General features: G+C 62.9%; 16 protein-coding genes. 2 read left to right on the top strand and 14 right to left on the bottom strand.

Annotation, left to right across the window (positions count from 1 at the left end; genetic code table 11):
• Positions 1–15: 15 nt before the first annotated feature.
• The 5 genes from HU144_RS14095 to dapE are packed head-to-tail and all read right to left on the bottom strand — an operon-like array spanning position 16 to position 4,475.
• A complete protein-coding gene (locus HU144_RS14095) occupies positions 16–1,251 on the bottom strand; it encodes a hypothetical protein (protein ID WP_235351840.1) in 1,236 nt (411 codons plus the stop codon).
• Positions 1,248–1,517: a DivIVA domain-containing protein gene (locus tag HU144_RS14100; RefSeq protein ID WP_235344782.1), complete on the bottom strand. Its 270-nt coding sequence runs from the start codon at positions 1,515–1,517 to the stop codon at positions 1,248–1,250. The genes HU144_RS14095 and HU144_RS14100 overlap by 4 nt, the downstream gene beginning before the upstream one ends.
• 31 nt (positions 1,518–1,548) lie before the next feature.
• On the bottom strand, positions 1,549–2,448 hold the full coding sequence (gene folP, locus HU144_RS14105) for a dihydropteroate synthase (RefSeq protein ID WP_235351841.1): 900 nt from the start codon (positions 2,446–2,448) through the stop codon (positions 1,549–1,551).
• Positions 2,445–3,302: a TIGR00730 family Rossman fold protein gene (locus HU144_RS14110; RefSeq protein WP_235351843.1), complete on the bottom strand. Its 858-nt coding sequence runs from the start codon at positions 3,300–3,302 to the stop codon at positions 2,445–2,447. Before HU144_RS14110 ends, folP begins: the two co-directional genes overlap by 4 nt.
• Positions 3,303–3,308: 6 nt before the next feature.
• Positions 3,309–4,475, bottom strand: coding sequence for a succinyl-diaminopimelate desuccinylase (dapE, locus tag HU144_RS14115; protein ID WP_235351847.1), 1,167 nt, complete (start codon positions 4,473–4,475; stop codon positions 3,309–3,311).
• 43 nt (positions 4,476–4,518) lie between these two features.
• On the opposite strand from dapE, the gene dapD reads away from it, so the two are divergent.
• Entirely contained in the window at positions 4,519–5,463 is a 945-nt protein-coding gene (gene dapD / locus HU144_RS14120; RefSeq protein WP_235351849.1) for a 2,3,4,5-tetrahydropyridine-2,6-dicarboxylate N-succinyltransferase, read from the top strand.
• A gap of 315 nt (positions 5,464–5,778) precedes the next feature.
• On the opposite strand, the gene HU144_RS14125 is transcribed toward dapD, so the two are convergent.
• The 3 genes from HU144_RS14125 to fdxA all read right to left on the bottom strand — a co-directional run bounded on the left by HU144_RS14125 (position 5,779) and on the right by fdxA (position 8,715).
• Positions 5,779–7,062 (bottom strand): citrate synthase, encoded by a 1,284-nt coding sequence (locus HU144_RS14125; protein ID WP_204233809.1) that lies wholly within the window; start codon positions 7,060–7,062, stop codon positions 5,779–5,781.
• A 204-nt stretch (positions 7,063–7,266) separates the two neighbouring features.
• Positions 7,267–8,388, bottom strand: a complete 1,122-nt coding sequence (dapC, locus tag HU144_RS14130) for a succinyldiaminopimelate transaminase (RefSeq protein WP_235351850.1) — start codon at positions 8,386–8,388, stop codon at positions 7,267–7,269.
• A gap of 3 nt (positions 8,389–8,391) precedes the next feature.
• On the bottom strand, positions 8,392–8,715 hold the full coding sequence (gene fdxA, locus HU144_RS14135; RefSeq protein ID WP_143921374.1) for a ferredoxin: 324 nt from the start codon (positions 8,713–8,715) through the stop codon (positions 8,392–8,394).
• Between the two features lie 200 nt (positions 8,716–8,915).
• Between fdxA and HU144_RS14140 the strand changes: the two genes are divergently transcribed.
• Positions 8,916–9,989 carry a GNAT family N-acetyltransferase gene (locus tag HU144_RS14140; RefSeq protein WP_235351851.1) on the top strand — a complete coding sequence of 358 codons (1,074 nt, stop codon included), beginning with the start codon at positions 8,916–8,918 and terminating at the stop codon, positions 9,987–9,989.
• A 6-nt stretch (positions 9,990–9,995) separates the two neighbouring features.
• Here HU144_RS14140 and HU144_RS14145 read toward each other — a convergent pair whose 3' ends face one another.
• The 6 genes from HU144_RS14145 to HU144_RS14170 form a co-directional block, all read right to left on the bottom strand.
• On the bottom strand, positions 9,996–11,753 hold the full coding sequence (locus tag HU144_RS14145) for a VanW family protein (RefSeq protein ID WP_235351852.1): 1,758 nt from the start codon (positions 11,751–11,753) through the stop codon (positions 9,996–9,998).
• A gap of 13 nt (positions 11,754–11,766) precedes the next feature.
• Positions 11,767–13,119 carry a PIG-L family deacetylase gene (locus HU144_RS14150; RefSeq protein ID WP_235351853.1) on the bottom strand — a complete coding sequence of 451 codons (1,353 nt, stop codon included), beginning with the start codon at positions 13,117–13,119 and terminating at the stop codon, positions 11,767–11,769.
• Positions 13,120–13,159: 40 nt separating this feature from the next.
• On the bottom strand, positions 13,160–15,070 hold the full coding sequence (gene typA / locus HU144_RS14155; RefSeq protein ID WP_235351854.1) for a translational GTPase TypA: 1,911 nt from the start codon (positions 15,068–15,070) through the stop codon (positions 13,160–13,162).
• Positions 15,071–15,297: 227 nt separating this feature from the next.
• Complete coding sequence (locus HU144_RS14160; RefSeq protein WP_235351855.1) at positions 15,298–17,241, bottom strand: ABC transporter ATP-binding protein; 1,944 nt, start codon at positions 17,239–17,241, stop codon at positions 15,298–15,300.
• On the bottom strand, positions 17,241–18,299 hold the full coding sequence (locus tag HU144_RS14165; protein ID WP_198395453.1) for an ABC transporter permease: 1,059 nt from the start codon (positions 18,297–18,299) through the stop codon (positions 17,241–17,243). Before HU144_RS14165 ends, HU144_RS14160 begins: the two co-directional genes overlap by 1 nt.
• Entirely contained in the window at positions 18,296–19,840 is a 1,545-nt protein-coding gene (locus HU144_RS14170) for an ABC transporter permease (RefSeq protein ID WP_198395452.1), read from the bottom strand. The genes HU144_RS14165 and HU144_RS14170 overlap by 4 nt, the downstream gene beginning before the upstream one ends.
• Between the last annotated feature and the right edge of the window lie 26 nt (positions 19,841–19,866).

Genomic DNA, 19,866 nt, shown 5'->3' on the forward strand with positions numbered 1-19,866 from the left:
ATCTGATCCTGTCTGTCAGGGCGGCAGATCCGCCGGTGGAGTGAAGTGCCACAGGTAGGCGACCCACACGATCTGAAGCAGGACGAACGCGCACAGCACCGCCGCCCGGTACCCCCGAGAGCGGACCAGAGAAAGGGTCAGCGCCATCGGGAACAGCGGCAGCAGCAGTCGCAGCGTCGAGGTCTGCGGAGTGAAGAAGATGAGGAGGTAGACACCGTAGGCCAGGCAGAAGTACTGCAGGGTTCGGCCCATCCTGGCCCCCGCTGGGGAGAAGATCAGGGCCACCATGCCCGCGATGACGACGAAGAGGAGCACCGGGCCCAGCGGACCGATGAGACTGTTGGCCTGAGCCAACCACTGCACAAGGTAGGTCGACTCCCCCGTGTGCCATGCCGCCTCGGTGTCTGTGTATGCCGTCAACGATCCCGTCGTCAACCACGCGTGGGCGGGGTGGACCAGGGCCGCGACGCACGAGAGCACACCCAAGGCCCAGGATCGGACCACCTCGGCGACGGGATACGCATCCTGCTTGCGGTGAGCGAAACGATCGATGAGGTGCAGCAGCATGAAGAAGGAGAAGGCGACGCCGATGGGGCGGGACAGATCCATCAGGAATACGACGGGTATCGCGCTCAGGTAGCGGCGTTCGACGACGAGGAAGAGCGCGGTGGCCTGCAGGAGGAGCGTCACAGACTCCGCATACCCGGTGGAGAAGATGGCGGCCGGGGGAAAGAACATGACAAGGGCCAGACCCGTCAGGGCCTGTCCCGGGTCCGTGTATCTGCGAAACAGCGCAAGGATGACGATGGCGGCGAGTCCGGCTGCAACTGTCGAGACGATCGGTGAGATCACCTCGTAGCTCAGGCCGGTCGCGCTCGAGAGGTTGCCGACCACGGCCGGATGCAGCGGATAGAACGCCCATTGGTTCTCCGTCACCGCTCCCGACTCATCGGTCGGCAGGATGCTCGGGTAACCCTCCTTCGCGACTCGGCCGTACCAGCCGCCGTCCCAGAAGTTGAGGAAGTCGTTGAGGGTGGTGGTGACAGGACTTGAGGACCAGTTCGCCGGGTCCTGGCGCTTGAGGACAGCGGCGAAGATCGAGATGCTCACGACTCGTGAGACGAAGTAGACGGCGATGGCCTGAACCCACACGGGCAGGGTGAGGAACAGGTTGCCGAATCGTGACAGGCGGGAGGAGCTGAAGACTTCAGGGGCGAGGGTGATTCCGGGGAGGTCGTGGGCTCTGCTCATTGCTGCCCGCGTGCGGCTTCCAACTCGTGAATGCGGGTGCGCAGCACTCTCATCGCCTCGTCGACGTCCTCCATGCGATAGCCCCGCAGGGCGGGCCGGAACGAGAGTCCGTCGAGATCCTCAGGTGTGAAGTCATGAGGCAGAGGCTCCCAAGCCGCTTCGGTCTCCTCAGCAGATTCGGCGGAGAAGACGTTGAATGTTGCCGCCAGCACGATCACGAGCACGAAGATCGCTGCGGCCACTCCGATCACAATCCACAATGGCATACGGTCATTTTCTCACAGTGGGCTCACCTGCTCAGCGCAGGCCGCGCACGGTGTGTTCGGGTACCGCATCTCCGCTGATCGCCAGGGTCACCGCGAGGGCGTCTGCAGTGGCACGGACGTCGTGGGTGCGGATCATCGCGGCACCCTTGGCTACGGCCAGTGCGGTGGCCGCGATCGTTCCGTGGAGTCGCTGCGAGGGTCCCACGTCGCCGATGGCCTCGCCGACGAAGTCCTTACGGGAGATTGCCAGCAGCACTCGGAATCGGGTCTCGGTGAACACCTGAAGTTCACGCAGCAGCCGCAGTGACTGATAGGTGTTCTTCCCGAAGTCAGGTGTCGGATCGATGATGATCTTCTCGGCCGTGACGCCGGCGTCCAGGGCGGCCTCGGCCAGCCCGATCACTCCGGCCAGGGTGCGGTCGACGACTTCGCCGGCGCTCAGGCCGTATCGGTTGCGGTGGGCATCGGTGCGCGGAGACAGACCGCCCGTATGCGAGCAGACGATGCCTACGTCGTTCTTCGCTGCCACTGATGCCAGCTCGGGATCGACACCGGCCCAGGTGTCGTTGAGCAGACCGGCTCCAGCCGCGCAGGCCGCCTCGGCGACCTCGTGACGCCAGGTGTCGACGCTGATGAGAATGTTGGGGTGACTGTGTGCGACGGCTTCGATGACGGGGCAGACACGGTCGATCTCCTCGGCGACGGAGATCTCCCGGCCCCGGCCGGCTCGCACTCCCCCGATGTCGACGATGTGCGCTCCCTCCTGCGCAGCTGCGGCGACCGCGTCGATGGCTTCTTCGGCGGTGGACGCTGATTCGTAGAAGGAGTCCGTGGTCCTGTTGATCACGGCCATGATGGCAGGATTGCCCGGCCGGGCATGTGACAGGCGGAAGCCGCCGAGGTGGGGGCTTGGCTGCGCTGCGTCCCTCACTGTCCGTCTCCGTCTTCGGCGATGGCGGTGCCGATGATGTCGACGACCTCATCGATGTCGTCGGTGAGGGTGAACAGGTTCATGTCCCGGTCGCCGATGGTGCCTTCGGCCAGAAGGGTCGTGGTCATCCAGTCGACGAGTCCCTGCCAGTAGGCGGTGCCGAAGAGCACGATCGGAAACGAGGTGACCTTTCCGGTCTGGACCATGGTGAAGGCTTCGAAGAGTTCGTCGAGGGTGCCGAAGCCGCCGGGCATGACGACGAAGCCCCGTGAGTATTTGAGGAACATCGTCTTGCGGACGAAGAAGTAGCGGAAGTTCACGCCGAGTTCGACGTGATCGTTGAGTCCGGATTCGAAGGGCAGCTCGATGCCGAGCCCGATCGAGACTCCTCCCGCCTCCCGGGCGCCCAGGTTCCCGGCTTCCATGATGCCTGGTCCGCCGCCGGTGATGATCGCGTTGCCACGGGCGGCGATTCGTCGGGAGATCTCACGGGCGTCCTGATAGGCCTGCGTGTCCGCGCTCAGTCGGGCCGAGCCGAAGATCGACACGGCAGGTCCGATCTCTGCCAGCGAGCCGAAGCCCTCGACGAATTCGGATTGGATCCGCAGCACTCGCCAGGGGTCCTCGTGGACCCAGTCGGAGGTGTCCCGGGATTCGAGCAGGCTCTGGTCCGCTGTGGTCGTGGGCACCTGAGAGCCGCGCAGACGCAGAGGCCCTTTGCTGTAGAACGCAGCGTCTATGGGTGCGGGGCCATCGCTCGGGGATTCGGCCACGGCCGGATCGTTGGCGCTTGGTTCGTTGACGGTTGGTTCGTTGACAGTTGGTCCGCCGGCAGCCGGATCATGCTCGCCCATCGGGTCTCAGCGCCCTTCGAGGTAGTCGCGCAGCGTCCGGGCGCTCTCTTCGACCTCTGTGACGGCGACATGCTCATCGGACTTGTGGGCGTACAGGGGGTTGCCCGGCCCGAAGTTCACTGCAGGCACTCCCAATGCGCTGAACCTCGAGACATCGGTCCATCCCAGCTTCGGTGCTGGTGAAAGCCCAAGTGTGTCGATGAAGTCCTGAGCGATCTCGCGATCGAGACCGGGCCTGGCGCCTTCTGCCGCATCCGTGACGACGACGTCGAAGCCGGTGAAGAACTCGCGCAGGAAGCCCTCCGCCTCGGCCGCGGACTTGCTCGGGGCGAAACGGTAGTTCACGGCGACTGTGCAGGCATCGGGCACGACGTTGCCCGCCACTCCCCCGGAGATCGAAACAGCGGACAGGGATTCACGGTAGTCGAGTCCGTCGACGTTCACGGTCCCGGTCTCGTGCTCGGCCAGGCGCCCCAGCACTTCTGCGGCGGCATGGATTGCGTTGACCCCCATGAAGGCACGTGCGGAATGGGCACGGACCCCCGTCGTGGACACGTTGACCCTGATGGTGCCGTTGCAGCCGCCTTCGACGGAAGCGTTCGAGGGTTCTCCGAGGATCGCGAAATCACCGCCCAGCCAGTCGGGGTGGTTGCGTGAGACTCGTCCGAGTCCGTTGAGGGAGGCATCGACCTCTTCGTGGTCGTAGAAGACCCAGCTGACGTCACGGTTCGGTTCGCGCAGGGCCGCGGCAGTGACCAGCGCCATCGCGACTCCTGCCTTCATATCGCAGGCGCCTCTGCCCCAGATGACCTCGGCGTCGGTGTAATCGGCACCGTCCAGGTGCGTGCGCCGAGGCGGCAGGTTGTTCTCCACCGGCACCGTGTCCAGGTGACCGGCGACGACGATGCGTTCGGGATGCCCCAGCTGGGTGCGAGCGACGATGGTGTCTCCGTCGCGCAGGATCTCCAGGTCCGGCCCGGGCCCGGCACCGATACGGTTGAGCACCTCGGCGACGGCATCGGTGATCGTCGTCTCATTGCCGGAGACCGATTCGATGGCACATAGGCGACCCGTGAGCTCGGCAGGGTTATTGAGTGCTTCGAACAGGTAATCGGCCAGGTCACCGGCGGGGGTGAAAACGGATTCGGTCTCAGCAGATGGATCGACAGTCATACCGCTTAGCCTAGTACTGCCGCCACCGACTAGTCTTGGTGGCATGACAGAACGCATAGTTTCCGCGCGTGGCCTGGCCACCCTGCACAACGACTCAGTCCTCACCGCCTGGTACCCCACCCTGAGCACGGGAGAAACCCCGGACGCCGCCGAGGAGACCGCCGCCTCCCGTGCGAACACCGACGGGCTCGATGCCCTCGTCGGCACCGATGAAGCCCGTAGCACTCGAACCGAGGTCGTGACCACGACGATCGATCTCGACGCCGGTCCCGCCTCAGCCGCCGATGCCTACCTGCGCCTGCACGCGCTGTCTCACCGTGTGATCGCGCCCAATGACGTCAACCTCGACGGGATCTTCGGTCACCTCGCGAACATCGTGTGGACCTCTGCCGGCGCCTGCTCTCCGGAGGACTTCGAAGCCACCCGCGCCAAGCTGCTGGCCAAGGGTCCTGTCGCCGTCTTCGGTCTGGACAAGTTCCCGCGTATGACCGACTTCGTCATTCCCTCCGGTGTCCGCATCGCCGATGCCGATCGTGTCCGCCTCGGCGCACATCTGGCCTCGGGCACGACCGTCATGCACGAGGGCTTCGTGAACTTCAATGCCGGCACGCTGGGCTCGGCGATGGTCGAGGGACGCATCTCCCAGGGCGTCGTCGTCGGCGACGGTTCCGACATCGGCGGCGGTGCCTCCATCATGGGCACCCTGTCGGGCGGCGGCACGCACCGCATCTCGATCGGCAACGGCAGCCTGCTGGGTGCGAACTCCGGTGTGGGCATCTCCATCGGAGACGACTGCATCGTCGAAGCCGGGCTCTACATCACCGCCGGCACGCGCGTCACCGTCCCAGGTGACGACGAGACGGTCGTGAAGGCCTCCGAACTCAGCGGTCAGAACAACATTCTCTTCCGCCGCAACTCCGTCACCGGCGCCGTCGAGGCGATCTCACGCTCGTCCAAGGGCATTGAGCTCAACCCCGACCTTCACTGAACTTCAGGCTGCTGGCCTCTTTGCTGAGCAGGCGGTGAACTGACACCCACGAGGGCGCGTCCACGAAAGTGGGCGCGCCCTTGTGGTGTCTCAACCTCGTGGTGTCTCAGCCTTGTCATGTCTCAGCCTCGGACAGCCGGCGTGAGCGTGCCGGCCAGGGCAGACATGACAATACGCCCTACACTCGGCTGCTGAACACCGTCTTGCAACGGGTTGCAGCAGTGCTGAGTGTAGGGCGTATTTGACCAGCGGTGCCTATTGCCACCAGCGGTGCCGGTTACGGCCCGGTCTGCCGGTTGAGAATGACGGTGCGAATCAGCGCTCGTTCATGTCTTTGTAGTCACGCGAGTAGGCACCCGTGTAGATCTGGCGCGGACGGCCGATCTTGGTCTCCGGGTCGTTGATCATCTCGCGCCACTGGGCGATCCAGCCCGGAAGACGACCGACGGCGAAGAGCACCGTGAACATATTCGTCGGGAATCCGAGAGCCTTGTAGATCAGGCCGGTGTAGAAGTCCACGTTCGGATAGAGCTTGCGCTCGACGAAGTAGTCATCGGCCAGTGCGATCTCTTCGAGCTTCTGTGCCACCTCGAGCAGCGGGTCGCCACCGGAACGCGCCAGGACCTCGTCGGCGGTCTTCTTGATGATCTTCGCCCGCGGGTCGTAGTTCTTGTACACGCGGTGACCGAAGCCCATGAGACGAACGCCGTCTTCTTTGTTCTTCACACGCTCCATGAACTTCTCGGGACCATCGTCGGAGGCCGAGATCTCCTCGAGCATCGTCAGGACTGCGGAGTTCGCGCCGCCGTGCAGCGGACCGGCCAGAGCGTTGACACCGGCGGAGATCGACTGGAACAGGTTTGCCTGCGACGAGCCGACGAGGCGCACCGTCGAGGTCGAGCAGTTCTGCTCGTGGTCGGCGTGGAGGATGAAGAGCTGGTCCATGGCTTTGACGGCCAGTGGGTCCGGCTCGTACTCCTCTGCGGGAACGCCGAAGTTCACGCGCAGGAAGTTCTCGACGAGGCTCAGGGAGTTGTCTGGGTGGATGACCGGCAGACCCATGTTCTTGCGGTGGGCAAGCGCGGCGATCGTCGGCATCTTCGCGAGCAGTCGGAATGTGGAGGTGTCGACCTGGCCCTCGTCAAAGACATCGAGGTCATCTTGGTAGAAAGTCGACAAAGCCGCGACGGCAGCTGCCACCATGGGCATCGGATGCGCATCGTAGGGGAAGGCCCGGAAGAAGCGACGCAGGTCTTCGTGGACGATGGTGTGACCGCGAAGCCGACCATCGAATGCGTCGTACTGCTCCTGGGTCGGGAGTTCTCCATGAATGAGGAGGTAACTGACTTCGACGAAGTTGGAATGCTCGGCAAGCTGCTCGATGGGATAGCCGCGATACTGCAGAACGCCCGCGTCACCATCGATGTAGGTGATGGCCGAGGAGCTTGATGCCGTATTGGCGAACCCTGGGTCGTAGGTGACCGCGCCGGTGTCTTTCAGCAGAGAGCCGATGCGATATCCGTTGTTGCCCGCCGAGGATGCCACCTCGGGCAGTGTCAGTTCTGTGTCCCCGACCTGCAGACTCGCATCCGATGGCATATGTTCTCCTCAGCTTGGACCCACCTCAAGAACTTCCTGAGGTGTCTTGCACAATTCCCTCAAAGACTACCGATAACTGTCAGAATCAAAAAATCACAGCCACCCGCTGATACCGGACAGTAACCTACTTGAACTGGCCGCACAGAGGGTTCTCGGGCTCAAATTCGGGTACTGAAGTGACCAGCCTTCTGGCTGCCGATCGGCTCAGCCGGCCGCCTGGTGCAAGCGCTGTGCGGCGGCGCGAATACGCTCATCGCTTGCGGTCAGGGCGATGCGCACATGATCGGTGGCGGCCTCACCATAGAATTCGCCAGGACCGGCGATGATGCCGATGTCTGCCAATTCCGACAGTGAGTCCCAACAGTTGACATCGGCGCTCGACCACAGATAGAGACCCGCACTGGAGTGATCGATGCGGAATCCGTAGGCTTCGAGTCCGCTGCGCAGCAGCTCTCGACGAGTCCGATAGCGTTCCTTCTGCTCGAAGACATGAGCAGTGTCCCGCAGACCGGCGATCATCGCAGCCTGGACGGGGAAAGGCACGATCATGCCGGCGTGTTTGCGCGACTTGGTGAGATCACCGATGAGCTGACTGTCCCCGGCCACGAAGGCCGCACGATACCCGGCGAGGTTCGACTGCTTCGACATCGAGTACACGCTGAGCACACCGCTGTGATCGAAACCGGCGGCATTGAGAACACTCGGAGCGGGAGACTCGGATTCCCAATTCAGGAGTCCGTAGCATTCGTCTGAGGCAAGGATGACTCCGGCGCCGCGGGCCCGGCGGACGACCTCTGCGAGGGTAGCGGTGTCGAGCACTTCCCCCGTGGGATTGCCAGGGGTGTTGATCCAAAGCAGACCGATCCCGTCGAGGGAGGCTCCGGCGGCAACGTCTGCCGCGTCGAGGCGCCGGCAGTCGACGCCTGCGATCGTGGCGCCCATCTCGTAGGTCGGGTAGGCCGCCGACGGACAGGCCACGTCCAGACCGGCCTGGCGCAGGCCCAGCAGGGTGGGCAGCCACGCGACCATTTCCTTCGAACCGATTGTGGGCAGCACCTCGGCGGCGGGGTCGAGCCTGACCCCGTGCCAGTTCTGATACCACCAGGAGATGGCTTCGCGCAGCTCATCCGTACCTGCCGTCGTCGGGTAGCCGTGGGCATCACCGGCGTCGGACAACGCGGACTGGATCACCTGCGGTGTGGGATCGACCGGTGTGCCGATGGACAGATCACAGGCGCCGTCAGGATGTTCTGCGGCCCGATTGCGAAATTCGGTGAGCCGGTCCCAGGGGTAGTCGGGCAAGTTGAGGCCGAAGCGAGAAGACATGGCTCAGTCGTGCTGCTGCAGGGGCAGGGCAGAGATGATCGGGTGGTCCAGGCCCGTGTTGCCCAGCTTCGCGGCACCACCTGGTGAACCGAGCTCGTCGAAGAACTCGACGTTGGCTTTGTAGTACTCAGACCATTCTTCGGGAGTGTCGTCTTCGTAGAAGATCGCCTCCACCGGGCAGACCGGTTCGCAGGCACCGCAGTCGACGCATTCGTCGGGGTGGATGTAGAGGCTGCGCTCACCTTCGTAGATGCAGTCGACCGGACATTCGTCGACGCAGGCCTTGTCCTTCAGATCGACACAAGGCTGGGCAATGATGTACGTCACGAGTACGACTCCTATTAAGACTCAACGAGGTTGCACGTATACAGCCTAAGACTACGCCTTCTGACTGTGCAGGGTCCCATCGGGTCGACGTGATCCTGCTTTCACATTCGTGTCCTCCGTCACGCCTGCAGCGACTGCGGCAGAGCCTGGATTAGGCTGGAGGCTCCAGTACTTAGAGGCGTTTCGACGGAAGGCGACAAGTGGACGATCTGCAGCCCGGCAAAAGAGTGGTCGTAAGGTATTCGCTCGCGCCCGGCGACACGCATTCGACCTCGGATGCCCTCGGCGTCGTCAACAGCGCTGACGAGTCATCGGTGGAGATCGGGACCAAACGCGGGCCGATCCGCATCCCCCGGGAGCAGATCATGCTCGTCCACGAAGTTCCGCCCGCACCGACGAAATCGGGTCGCACCCACGAGATCGTCTCTGCAGTCGACCTGCGCAGGATCTCTGCCGCGGCATGGCTGCCTCAGGACATCTCCTGGCTGCACATGGAGAATCTGCGCAATGAGAGCGCCGAGACCGATGCCGACATCGGATTGCTGCAGAAGGGTTGGCTGCTGCGCAGCTCCGAATCGGTGACCAGGCGTGCCAACAGCTGCCTTCCGGTCACTGACACCGGAATGGACTGGGAGCAGAGCCTCGATGCTGTCGAGGCCTGGTACTCGGCACGCCAGAAGCCAAGCTGCATCCAGATCTATTCGAGCGAGGATTCCAATTCGCTTGCCCCGGCGTGCGAAGGTCTGGCACCACTTCTCTCGGCCCGGGGATATTCTCCCTCTGAGCCGGTGTTTCTGCTGGCCGGTTCCACCGCCGAGGCGGCATCTGGGGCAACGCATCCCGGTGACGCGGCCGCACCCGGCCTGTCGATCGACGTCAGTGAGGAACCGAGTCCCATGCACTATGCGGCGTGGGCCAGTGAGCGCGACCCGGGTTCGGAGGAGGCCTTCCGTGGGCTCATCGAAGCCTCGGATCCCTGTCAGTTCATCACGGCCTATGCCGACCATCCGGATGGCAGCCGGTCCATGGTGGCCGGTGCCCGAATCGTTGAGCGCAGCAAATGGGGTGTGCTGACGAACCTCGTCACCCATCCGGATCTGCGCCGGCGCGGGGCAGGCCGTTCTGTGGCCCGGGCCGCTGCCGCACTGTTGTCGCAGCGAGGAGTCCGTTCATACCTCATTGATGTGGAGGCCAGCAATGAGGCCTCGTTGAACCTCTTCACATCACTCGGTGCCACAGTCCGACACCGGTCCTGGTACGCCAGTCGCGGCTGAGGCAGATCAGTCCTTGCACTCAACCTTGTTCACCGGCCGGTAGACGGTCACGAATGAGTCCTTCGAAGTCTTGCCCGACTCGATGTCCTTCATCGTCCGTGTGATCTTGATCGACCAGCCCTGTTTCGGAGTCTGCGGCGTGCACTCGGGGCCCGAATCGGTCACGGAGCCGGGCGAACTGTAGTTGTAACGGTCGGAGGAATCTGAGCCGACCTTGAGCTTCTTGTCGCCGAATACCTTCGCGTGGACCTCACCACCGGACAGATACATGTCGAGAACGATCGGCTGCTTCGATGTGTTCGTGAACTTCATGTCGATGGTCGACCAGTCCAGCGTGGCTTCCCGACCTTCCGGATAGCGGGAGATATAGCGCGAATGAGCCTGGTGTTCGTCGAGTCCGAAGCCGGCGAAGAAGGCGGCGTTGAACAGCGTCGTCGACACCTGGGATACTCCACCGCCGAAGTCTTCCTTCATCTGGCCATCAGAGATGACTCCAGCAGCCTTGTATCCGTTGGCTGCGGTGCGCTGCCCGATGGTTTCGTTGAGGGAGAACTGTTCCCCCGGCTGAACGACTGTGCCGGAGACCTTCTTCGCGGCGACTCTGAGGTTGGTGTCGCGGTTGGGTTCCGAGGAATAGCCGGTTGAGAATTCCGACATCACATCGGACACGTCGGCCTTCTTCGCGTCCTGCGTGGTGAAGTCCGGCTTCACCGAGGCGAGCGTGACCGTGGGCTTGTCGGTCTTGCCCGTGATGGCGTCGGTGACGGCCGTGGTCAGTTCGTCCTTTTTGATGCCGATTCCCGTTTCGGACTCCACCACTTCAGGCTTACCGTCCTTGATCGTGAAGCTGGCGTCCTTCGCTGGTTTGCCGACGTCTCTGTTAGACGACAGGACACGCTTCTGCAGGTCCTCTTCGTCGAAGACGGGGGCCAACTTCGAGTCCTTCGACTCAAAGGTCAGTGTCTTCGCGATCGTTGTCGGGCTGATCGTGAGATCGCCGGCATCGACATCCGAGTCGGCGTCCTTCGCAGGTTCCGCGCGCACCGTGAGATCCTTGCTCACTGCGTCTTCGGCGAAGCCGTCGGCGACGTCCTTGGCCTCGGTTGTGGTGATGTCGGGTTCGACCTTGCTCGCTGTGACCGGCAGTGCATCGTCCGTGCGCAGCCACGAATCCTCGATGGCTGTACGCACCTGTTCGGCATCGACGGTCTGACCGTTGGTGCCGTCTTTGATCTCCGGCTTGGCCTTGACGTAGCTGACCTCGGCGTCGACTGGATCAACCTCGAGGGATTTCGTCACCTTGCCGGTGGCTTCTTCGAAGGATTCGTTGTCGATGCTGATGACGGGTTCGATTTCGTCATCGCCGAAGAGCCGGTCCCAGATGATCGTCGGATCCAGCGTGAATCCGGTGGCCCGGCTGATGGTCTCCGGGATGTCGAAGCTGACTCCGGCCTTCTCTGGGTCGAGTTCGGCGGTGGGCTTTCCCGCCTTGAGCTCGATCTTCGCCCCGGCCGTCTCACCCAGCTCCTCTCGCAGAGTCGCTTCGGCCGTGGTGGTGGACTGGCCTCCGATATCGATGCCTGCGACCGTCGTCCCTGGCGACAGGACTCGTCCGGTGAGGAACCCGACTACCAGGTAGATGACAGCGAGTACGAGGACGATGAAGAGCGCGATCAACCACGGCTTGCGTTTCGGGGTCTCCGTCGTACCCTGCGGGCGACCGCCGGGATTCGGTGAGGAGTGGGACAGGGTCTGAGTCGGCATAGTTCTCCCGATTCTAACGGGCTGCTTCGGGCCGCCGCACCTTGATGAACGCGAAGACAGCAGCGATGAGCATCGGACCGATCAGCCAGACTGCTGAGCGCAGCATCCCGGTCATGATGATGTCCGCGCCAGGCAGCCACGTCGGCTGGCCGAGGATATAGGAGAGGATGACGATGACGAATGCGGCAATGAGCATCGGTGAGGAGCTCAGGTACATCGTTTTGAGGTGCCAAAGTCCGCAGGCCACCAGGAGTAGGGACAGGGCAAGCCCCCAGGGCAGGATGACCGGGGTTCCTGCCAGGTCGAACACGCTCACGTTGAGGTGCTGCATGGCGCCGAGGAAGCCGATGAGTACGGCCAGCACCACCGCGTGGGCATAGGCGAAGAAGCCCGGCTTCTTCGGCTCCCGACGTCGGCGGCGCAGAGGAGGAGCGGCGGAGCCGGCAGCTCCGGCCGCGGTTCCGGCGCCGGAATCCTGCGACTCACAGGCGTCGATGTCGAGGTCGGTGAGCACATGGGGTGCGGGACCCGAACGCAGCCGCAGGTCAGAGATGGGGGCTCCTGCGCCGATGGAGTAGTACTCGTGGTCGAGGATCTTCATGCCGATGCCGTTCGACAGGGCGAAGAAGGCCCCGGAGACCGTCACCTGGGTCCGATGGGCGGCCAAGGCGCCACGTTTGGCGCCGAGGACAGAAGAGATGTCCTGGGCGACGACGATATCGCTCACAGGCGGCTTGGTCGGGATCGTCTGAGCCGGTGCGAAACCGGTGTCGGCAAATCCCGGCTGGTTCGGGTCGAATGTCTCTCGGGCCGCTTCAGCCGGGACATCGACGAACAGGAGTCGCCCGGCCTTCCAATCGGCTGTGTCGACGGCAGCGACGGTTGCCTCGTGGACGCGCACATGGTCGGGGTGACCATAGCCGCCGTTGGAAGCGTAGGTGATGACCGCATGCGGTCGGACTTCGTCGATGACGGCGGCGATGTAGCGAGCAACGGCCGTCAGTTCGGCCGCGCAGAGAGCATTTGCCGGCATGGTCGAGGCGGCGACGGCATGACCATCGGCGCCCCACTCCATGCCGGAGTCTTCGAAGGTGCGGGCGCTGCCGCCCAGGAACAGATGCTCGCGCACACCCAGGGCAGCCATCGCCTCGGCGATCTCTGATTCCCGCACGCGGGCCAGCCCTGCCCGATTTCCCTCAAGACCTTTGAGGTCGGCGGGAATCACCTCACCGTCCTCACCTCGTGTGGCGCTCAGGACCGTGACCTGCGCCCCCTCGCCGACCAATGCGGCGATCGTTCCTCCGGTCGTGATCGTCTCATCGTCGGGATGAGCGTGCACGAAGAGGATGCGGGGTACGACGGTCATGGGGTCCTGAGCGCTCGAGGTCATACTGTGCTGTTCGAACTCACGCGTTCTGTTTACGCATCTTGGCGTAGGTCTTCGCGCGTTCCTTCGGGTCGAGTTCCAGCTTGCGGATGCGCACTGTACCCGGCGTGACCTCGACGCATTCGTCCTCACGGGCGAATTCGAGGCTTTCCTCGAGTGTCAGTCTGCGGGGCGGAACGAGGTTTTCGAAGGAGTCCGCCGAGGCTGAACGCATGTTCGTCAGCTTCTTCTCCTTCGTGATGTTGACGTCCATGTCATCGGCGCGAGAGTTCTCGCCGACGATCTGGCCGGTGTAGACCTCAGAGGTGGGCTGAACGAAGAAGCTGCCGCGTTCCTGCAGGTTGATCATCGCGTACGGTGTCACAGAGCCGGGACGGTCGGCGACGAGGGATCCGTTGGTCCGGAACTCGATGTTGCCGGCCCAGGGGCCGTATCCGGCTGAGAAGGAGTTCGCGATGCCGGTTCCGCGGGTCTCGGTGAGGAACCGGGTGCGGAATCCGATGAGGCCACGTGCGGGGACGGTGAATTCCATCCGGACCCAGCCGGTGCCGTGGTTGGTCATGGTCGACATGACACCCTTGCGGCTGGCCAGGAGCTGAGTGACGGCGCCGAGGTAGTCCTCAGGAACGTCGATCTGGAGCTCTTCGAAGGGCTCGTGGACCTTGCCGTCTACCTTCTTGGTGACGACCTGCGGCTTGCCGACGGTGAGCTCGAAGCCCTCACGACGCATCTGCTCGACGAGGATGGCCAGCGCGAGCTCGCCACGTCCCTGGACTTCCCAGGCGTCGGGACGCTCAGTGGGAAGGACCTTGAGGGACACGTTGCCGACGAGTTCCTGGTCGAGGCGGTCCTTGACCATGCGCGCGGTGACCTTGGTGCCCTTTTCGCGACCCGCCAGCGGCGAGGTGTTGATGCCGACGGTCATCGAGATCGCGGGATCGTCGATGGTGATCGCAGGCAGGGGCTTCGGGTTGTTCAAGTCGGTGAGCGTGTCACCGATCATGATGTCGGGGATGCCTGCCACTGCGACGATGTCGCCGGCAGACGCCTCGGTGGCCGGCACCCGATCCAGGCCCTGGGTCTCCAGGAGTTCGGTGATCTTGACCGAGCTGATGTCATCGCCACGAGCCCAGGCGACCTGCTGGCCCTTGCGCAGGGTGCCGCCGAAGATGCGCAGCAGAGCAAGACGGCCCAGGAACGGCGAAGCGTCGAGGTTGGTGACGTGTGCCTGAAGGATGTCGTCATCGTTGATCTCCGGAGCCGGAATGGTCTCGAGGATCGTCTTGAACAGCGGCTCCAGGTCCGGATTGGACGGGGCCTCACCATCGGCAGGCTGTTCGAGCGAAGCGGCGCCGACCTTGGCGGCGGCGAAGACTGTGGGCACGTCGAGCACCGAGTCGACGTCGAGATCGGGGACTTCATCCGCAAGGTCGGAGGCGAGACCGAGGAGCAGGTCCTGGGCCTCTTCGACGACTCCGTCGATGCGAGCATCGGCACGGTCGGTCTTGTTGATCAGGAGGATGACCGGCAGCTTCGCGGCCAGCGCCTTACGCAGCACGAAGCGGGTCTGGGGCAGAGGGCCCTCGGATGCGTCAACAAGGAGGACGACTCCGTCGACCATGGATAGGCCGCGTTCGACCTCTCCCCCGAAGTCAGCGTGACCCGGCGTGTCGATGACGTTGATGACGATGGGATCGTCACCGGCTGAGGGTCCGTTGTAGAGAACCGAGGTGTTCTTCGCGAGAATGGTGATGCCCTTCTCGCGTTCGAGGTCGCCGGAGTCCATGACGCGTTCAGCAAAATCACCGTGTTCGCTGAACACACCTGTCTGGCGAAGCATGGCGTCGACCAGAGTGGTCTTGCCGTGGTCGACGTGGGCGACGATTGCGACGTTGCGACGGTTTTCCCGACGCGTGATGGCTTCAGTCATCAAGAACCTTATGAGCTAGAGAGATTGGTCCGGTGCGGACCCAACAGACCATTATACGGCCACACACTTACCGGAAATGACAGGTGGTGTTCAAAAACGGCTGAGAGGAATCCGAATGTGAATGCATTCGGTGGCCGCAGTGTCGAGTGAGTATCCGCTCGAAAGCGAATCCGACCCGTCCGCTGCGACCACCGAGTGGTCGCGCTGGCCGCTGTGCTGACCGGAGATCAGGCGTTGGCCGTGGCTTCTAGGACAGCGTCCCTGGCTTCACGACGCTTGCGCTGTTCGCGCGGATCCGGGACCGGCACCGCGGACAGCAGCCGCTGGGTGTAGGGATGGACGGGGTTGGCGACGACCTGCGAGCTCTTCCCGATCTCCACGAGGTAACCGTGACGCATCACTGCGATACGCGAGGCGATGCGTTCGATGACGGCCAGGTCGTGGCTGATGAACAGGCAGGCGAATCCGTACTCCTGCTGCAGCCCCTCGAACAGGTCGAGGACCTTCGCCTGGACCGAGACGTCGAGTGCCGAAGTCGGCTCATCGGCGATGAGCAGCTTCGGCCGCAGCGTCAGTGCTCGGGCGATGCCGATCCGCTGTCGCTGACCGCCCGAGAGTTCGTGCGGATAGCGGTTGCGCATCGATGTCGGCAGCTCCACCGCGGTGAGCAGCTCTTCGACGCTCTTGCTCAGCGCCGGTCCCTTCATCCCCTCGTGCAGATACAGAGGTTCGCCGATGGACTCGCCCACTGGCAGGCGTGGGTTGAGCGAGGAACCGGGATCCTGGAACACGATCCCGACTTCCTTGCGCAGCGGTCGCAGCTGCTTGTTGCTCAGGCCCTTGATGCTCGTGCCGTTGACGACCATATCGCCTTCGACAGTGGGCAGAAGACCCAATGCGGCACGACCGATAGTGGTCTTGCCCGACCCGGATTCTCCGACCAGTCCCACGACCTCTCCAGGAGCGACCATCAGGTTGATGTGATGGGCGGCACGGAACGCCTTCTTCCGTCCGATCGCCGGATACTCGATCGCGGCATCGCGCAGCTGCAGTGCGGAGGGCTGCGAGAAGTCAGCCTGAGATCCCGGATGGTAGTACGTCTCCGTCGAGTCCATCTCGATGTCGTCGTGGTCCTGCTCGGGCTGTCCGGCCGCCTCCGCGGCCTCGGCCAGACCCGAGACTCGGTCTGCTCCGCCCTCGGTCACCATGGGACTGAGAGTCGCATTCGGCGGGTGAGCCCCGTCATCGTTGCTGCCCGCCGTGACGTCATCGGCGGTGCCGTGGGAGGCTTCCCTCTCGTGCACGACCGTCGAGTCCTCGACGTTGGCGAGATCGGCCCCGAAAGCTTCTCCCTCAATGGCTGTGCCAAGGTGAGGCACGGCTTCGAGGAGCTGTCTCGTGTACGGGTGCTGCGGATTGTAGAAGATCTCTTCCGCATTGCCAGATTCGACGACGCGACCCGCCTTCATCACAATCATGCGGTCGGCCATATCGGCGACCACACCCATGTCGTGGGTGATGAGGATGATGCCGGCGTCGAGCTTCGACTTCAGCTCACGCATGAGTTTGAGGATCTCAGCCTGGACCGTGACGTCCAGTGCCGTGGTCGGCTCATCGGCGATGAGCAGCTTGGGCTGGCACGCCAGAGCCTGAGCGATCATGATGCGCTGGCGCTGTCCGCCCGAGAGCTGGTGCGGGAACGAGTGGAAACGCTCCTCCGGGTCCGGGATCTCGACGAGACGCATCAGTTCGAGAGCGCGCTCCTTGGCCTCAGTGGGGCCCACGTCCAGGTGCACACGCAGTGTCTCCACGATCTGGAAACCTGCCGTGTAGACCGGGTTGAGCGCCGTCATGGGCTCTTGGAAGATGACGGAGATCTCGTTTCCTCGGATCTGCTGCATCTTCTCCGGCGGCATGCCGATGAGTTCGGTGCCGCCCATCTTGGCCGAGCCGGTGGCCCGTCCGTTGCTGGGCAGCAGGCCGAGCAGTGACATGCTCGACTGCGATTTGCCGGACCCGGATTCTCCGACGATTGCGAGCACTTCACCGGCGTTGACCGTGTAGTTGAGTTCCTCAGCGGCCATCCACCATTCGTCGTTGACCCAGAAGTTCACTCCCAGGTCTTTGACATCGAGGACCGGTGATTTGGCTGTGCTTGTCTGTTCAGTCATCACTTCGCCTCCTCTTTCTGCGTCGTGTTCGCGACCTTCTTCTGGGTCATGCGCTCGGCCTTCTTCATCTTCCTCCAGCTGGGAATGGTCTTCATCCGCGGGTCGAACGCGTCGCGCAGACCGTCGCCGATGAAGTTCACGCACAGAGCAATGACGATGATGAACAGACCGGGCCACCAGAACAGCCACGGACGTGTGGCGAAGGAGGTCTGGTATTCGCTGATGAGCTGGCCCAACGAGATTCCAGGTGATTGGATGCCGAAGCCGAGGTAGCTGAGTGCCGCTTCGAGCACGATCGCCTGGCTCATCACCAGCGTTGTGTTGACGATGATGACGCCCATGGCATTGGGCAGCATGTGTTTGAACATGATACGGAAGTCGCTGGCTCCGGCCACACGAGCCGAGTCCACGAACTCTCGTTCACGCAATGACATGAAGTCACCGCGCACCAGTCGTGCCAGGCCCGTCCATAGAATTGCGCCGAGGGCCAAGCCCAGCAGCGGTCCGTTCGCGCCGCCGACCATCTTGCCGAGGATCGAACCGATGACGATGACGGGCAGGATGATGAAGCCGTCTGTGATGCGCATCAGCAGGGAGTCGATCCATCCGCGGTAGTAACCGGCGACTGCACCCACGATCGTGCCGATGACAAGGCAGACCAGGCCGATGATGACCATGACGATGATGGAGATCTGCGTCCCCTTCATCACACGCGCGAAATTGTCGCGACCGATTTCGTCCTGTCCGAAGGGGTGTTGGCCCAAGGAGAAGAAGTTCGAGAACGACCACGTGGGCGCGCCTCCCGGATTGACGACCGGTCCCGAAGCTGTGTGGTTGAAGATCCACCAGCCTGGCACCGGGCCGAAGCCCACCGATGAGAAGGCGAAGAGGGCGACGAATGCGAATACGCCGATGCTGATCATCGCGCCCTTGTGGCGGAGGAATTTCCGGAAGACGATCTTGCCCTGGGACAGACCTTCGGTTTCCTTGGCTTCGATCGCGTTGTCCCCGACGTCGTCGGGCGCGAGAGCATTTTCGTTGTCGTTGTTGGTACTCATGCGTTCACTCGGATTCTGGGGTCGAGGACTGCGTAGAGGAAGTCCGCGACGAGGTTGGCGATGATGGCGAGCAGGCCCGTGATGAGGATGTAGGCCATGATCGGATCGAGTTCGGACTGTCTCATCGAATCGATGAAGAGTTTGCCCATGCCGTTCCAGCCGAAGATCGTCTCAGTGATCACGGCACCGCCGATCATCGTGATGATGTCGACGGGGATGATCGATGCCAACGGCAGCAGAGCATTGCGCAGTGCATGGCGCATGACGACAGTTCGTTCGTTGAGCCCCTTGGCCCGTGCCGTGCGGATGTAGTCCTGACCCATGACCTCGAGCATCGAACCGCGTGTGTAGCGGGTGTACGAAGCAAAGGAGATGAGGATCAGTGCGATCGACGGCAGGAGGAGGTGGGTGAACGTGTCCAGGTTCGCTATCCAGAAGTCACCCTCGAGGTTCGGCGTCGATGCGCCGATCGTCGCGATCGGTCGATTGTTGATCGCAGGCTGGTCGGAGTAGTCGCCCCAACCCTGCAGCACACGGTCGGCAAAGATGAGCACAGCGATGATGACACCGGTGAAGAAGGTGGTGCGCACCGTGTCCCAGGGATCGGGTCCGCGGAACGCCAGACCCACGCCGACGGCCACACCGATCGTCACGATCAGGAGTCCGAACATCCACAGCCAGTTCATCTCCTGGTAGTAGAAGAGGTATTGCAGCGGCATATACAGCAGAGCCCCGATGACAGCCATCGCCAACGATGCATAGAGCACTCGCTTGTTCTTCAGACCTGTCGACAGGAAGGTCATGACCACAGCTGCACCGAGGCCGATGACGACGACTCCCACGATGCCGATGCTCGGCTGCTGCAGCCAACCGCTGGCAAGGATGTAGTAGATCGTCACGAAGGTGATGACCGTGGCTGCGAGGAAGGTGATGAGTCTGCGTCTGCGGCTGCCTCCCAAGGCACCCATCCAGAACAGTCCCAGCGCAACGCAGACGAGGATGATCGGCACCCAGCTGCTCAGCGTCGGATCGTTGATGAAGTTGTTGATCTCGATCGCGCCGTACTGCTTGAGCAGAACCGCAACCCAGAACACAGGCAGCGAGTACAGGAGGAACGAGACGAAGGTGATGAAGTAGTCGAAGCCCGAGTACTGGCGAATCGCCGAGACCATGCCGACAGCGATGCCGAGCACGATGGCCACAATTGTCGAAGCGGTGATGAGCTTGACCGTATTGACGATCGCTCCCTGCAGCTGAGAGGTGACCTCTTGGCCGGACTTCCAGGCGATGCCGAAATCGCATTGCCCGACCACACAGCCGCCCACGCCAGCCAGCCACTTGAAGTAGCGCACGATCGCAGGAGTGTCGAGGTCAAGCAGTCGGCGACGGGACTCGTAGAGTGACTCGATATTGGGAGATGTGCTCGAACGCAGGTCCCAGAAGAAGTCGAGGGCGACGTTGAGCAGGAGGTAGAGGACGAAGGTCACGACCAGGAGCACGAGTGCTGTCGAGAGGAGTCGTCTGAGGATGAATCTTGTCATTGGGTGGTGTCCGTTTCAATCTTCCG

This window comes from Brevibacterium sp. UCMA 11752 (genome assembly GCF_021532235.1).
Taxonomy (GTDB): Bacteria; Actinomycetota; Actinomycetes; order Actinomycetales; family Brevibacteriaceae; genus Brevibacterium; species Brevibacterium antiquum.

What these genes read in the sequence shown, in the direction of transcription:
- HU144_RS14095 (WP_235351840.1), bottom strand. Translation starts at nt 1,251, where the DNA reads ATGAGCAGAGCCCACGACCTCCCCGGAATCACCCTCGCCCCTGAAGTC.
- HU144_RS14100 (WP_235344782.1), bottom strand. Translation starts at nt 1,517, where the DNA reads ATGCCATTGTGGATTGTGATCGGAGTGGCCGCAGCGATCTTCGTGCTC.
- HU144_RS14110 (WP_235351843.1), bottom strand. Translation starts at nt 3,302, where the DNA reads ATGGGCGAGCATGATCCGGCTGCCGGCGGACCAACTGTCAACGAACCA.
- dapE (WP_235351847.1), bottom strand. Translation starts at nt 4,475, where the DNA reads ATGACTGTCGATCCATCTGCTGAGACCGAATCCGTTTTCACCCCCGCC.
- dapD (WP_235351849.1), top strand. Translation starts at nt 4,519, where the DNA reads ATGACAGAACGCATAGTTTCCGCGCGTGGCCTGGCCACCCTGCACAAC.
- HU144_RS14125 (WP_204233809.1), bottom strand. Translation starts at nt 7,062, where the DNA reads ATGCCATCGGATGCGAGTCTGCAGGTCGGGGACACAGAACTGACACTG.
- dapC (WP_235351850.1), bottom strand. Translation starts at nt 8,388, where the DNA reads ATGTCTTCTCGCTTCGGCCTCAACTTGCCCGACTACCCCTGGGACCGG.
- HU144_RS14145 (WP_235351852.1), bottom strand. Translation starts at nt 11,753, where the DNA reads ATGCCGACTCAGACCCTGTCCCACTCCTCACCGAATCCCGGCGGTCGC.
- HU144_RS14150 (WP_235351853.1), bottom strand. Translation starts at nt 13,119, where the DNA reads ATGACCGTCGTACCCCGCATCCTCTTCGTGCACGCTCATCCCGACGAT.
- typA (WP_235351854.1), bottom strand. Translation starts at nt 15,070, where the DNA reads ATGACTGAAGCCATCACGCGTCGGGAAAACCGTCGCAACGTCGCAATC.
- HU144_RS14160 (WP_235351855.1), bottom strand. Translation starts at nt 17,241, where the DNA reads ATGACTGAACAGACAAGCACAGCCAAATCACCGGTCCTCGATGTCAAA.
- HU144_RS14165 (WP_198395453.1), bottom strand. Translation starts at nt 18,299, where the DNA reads ATGAGTACCAACAACGACAACGAAAATGCTCTCGCGCCCGACGACGTC.
- HU144_RS14170 (WP_198395452.1), bottom strand. Translation starts at nt 19,840, where the DNA reads ATGACAAGATTCATCCTCAGACGACTCCTCTCGACAGCACTCGTGCTC.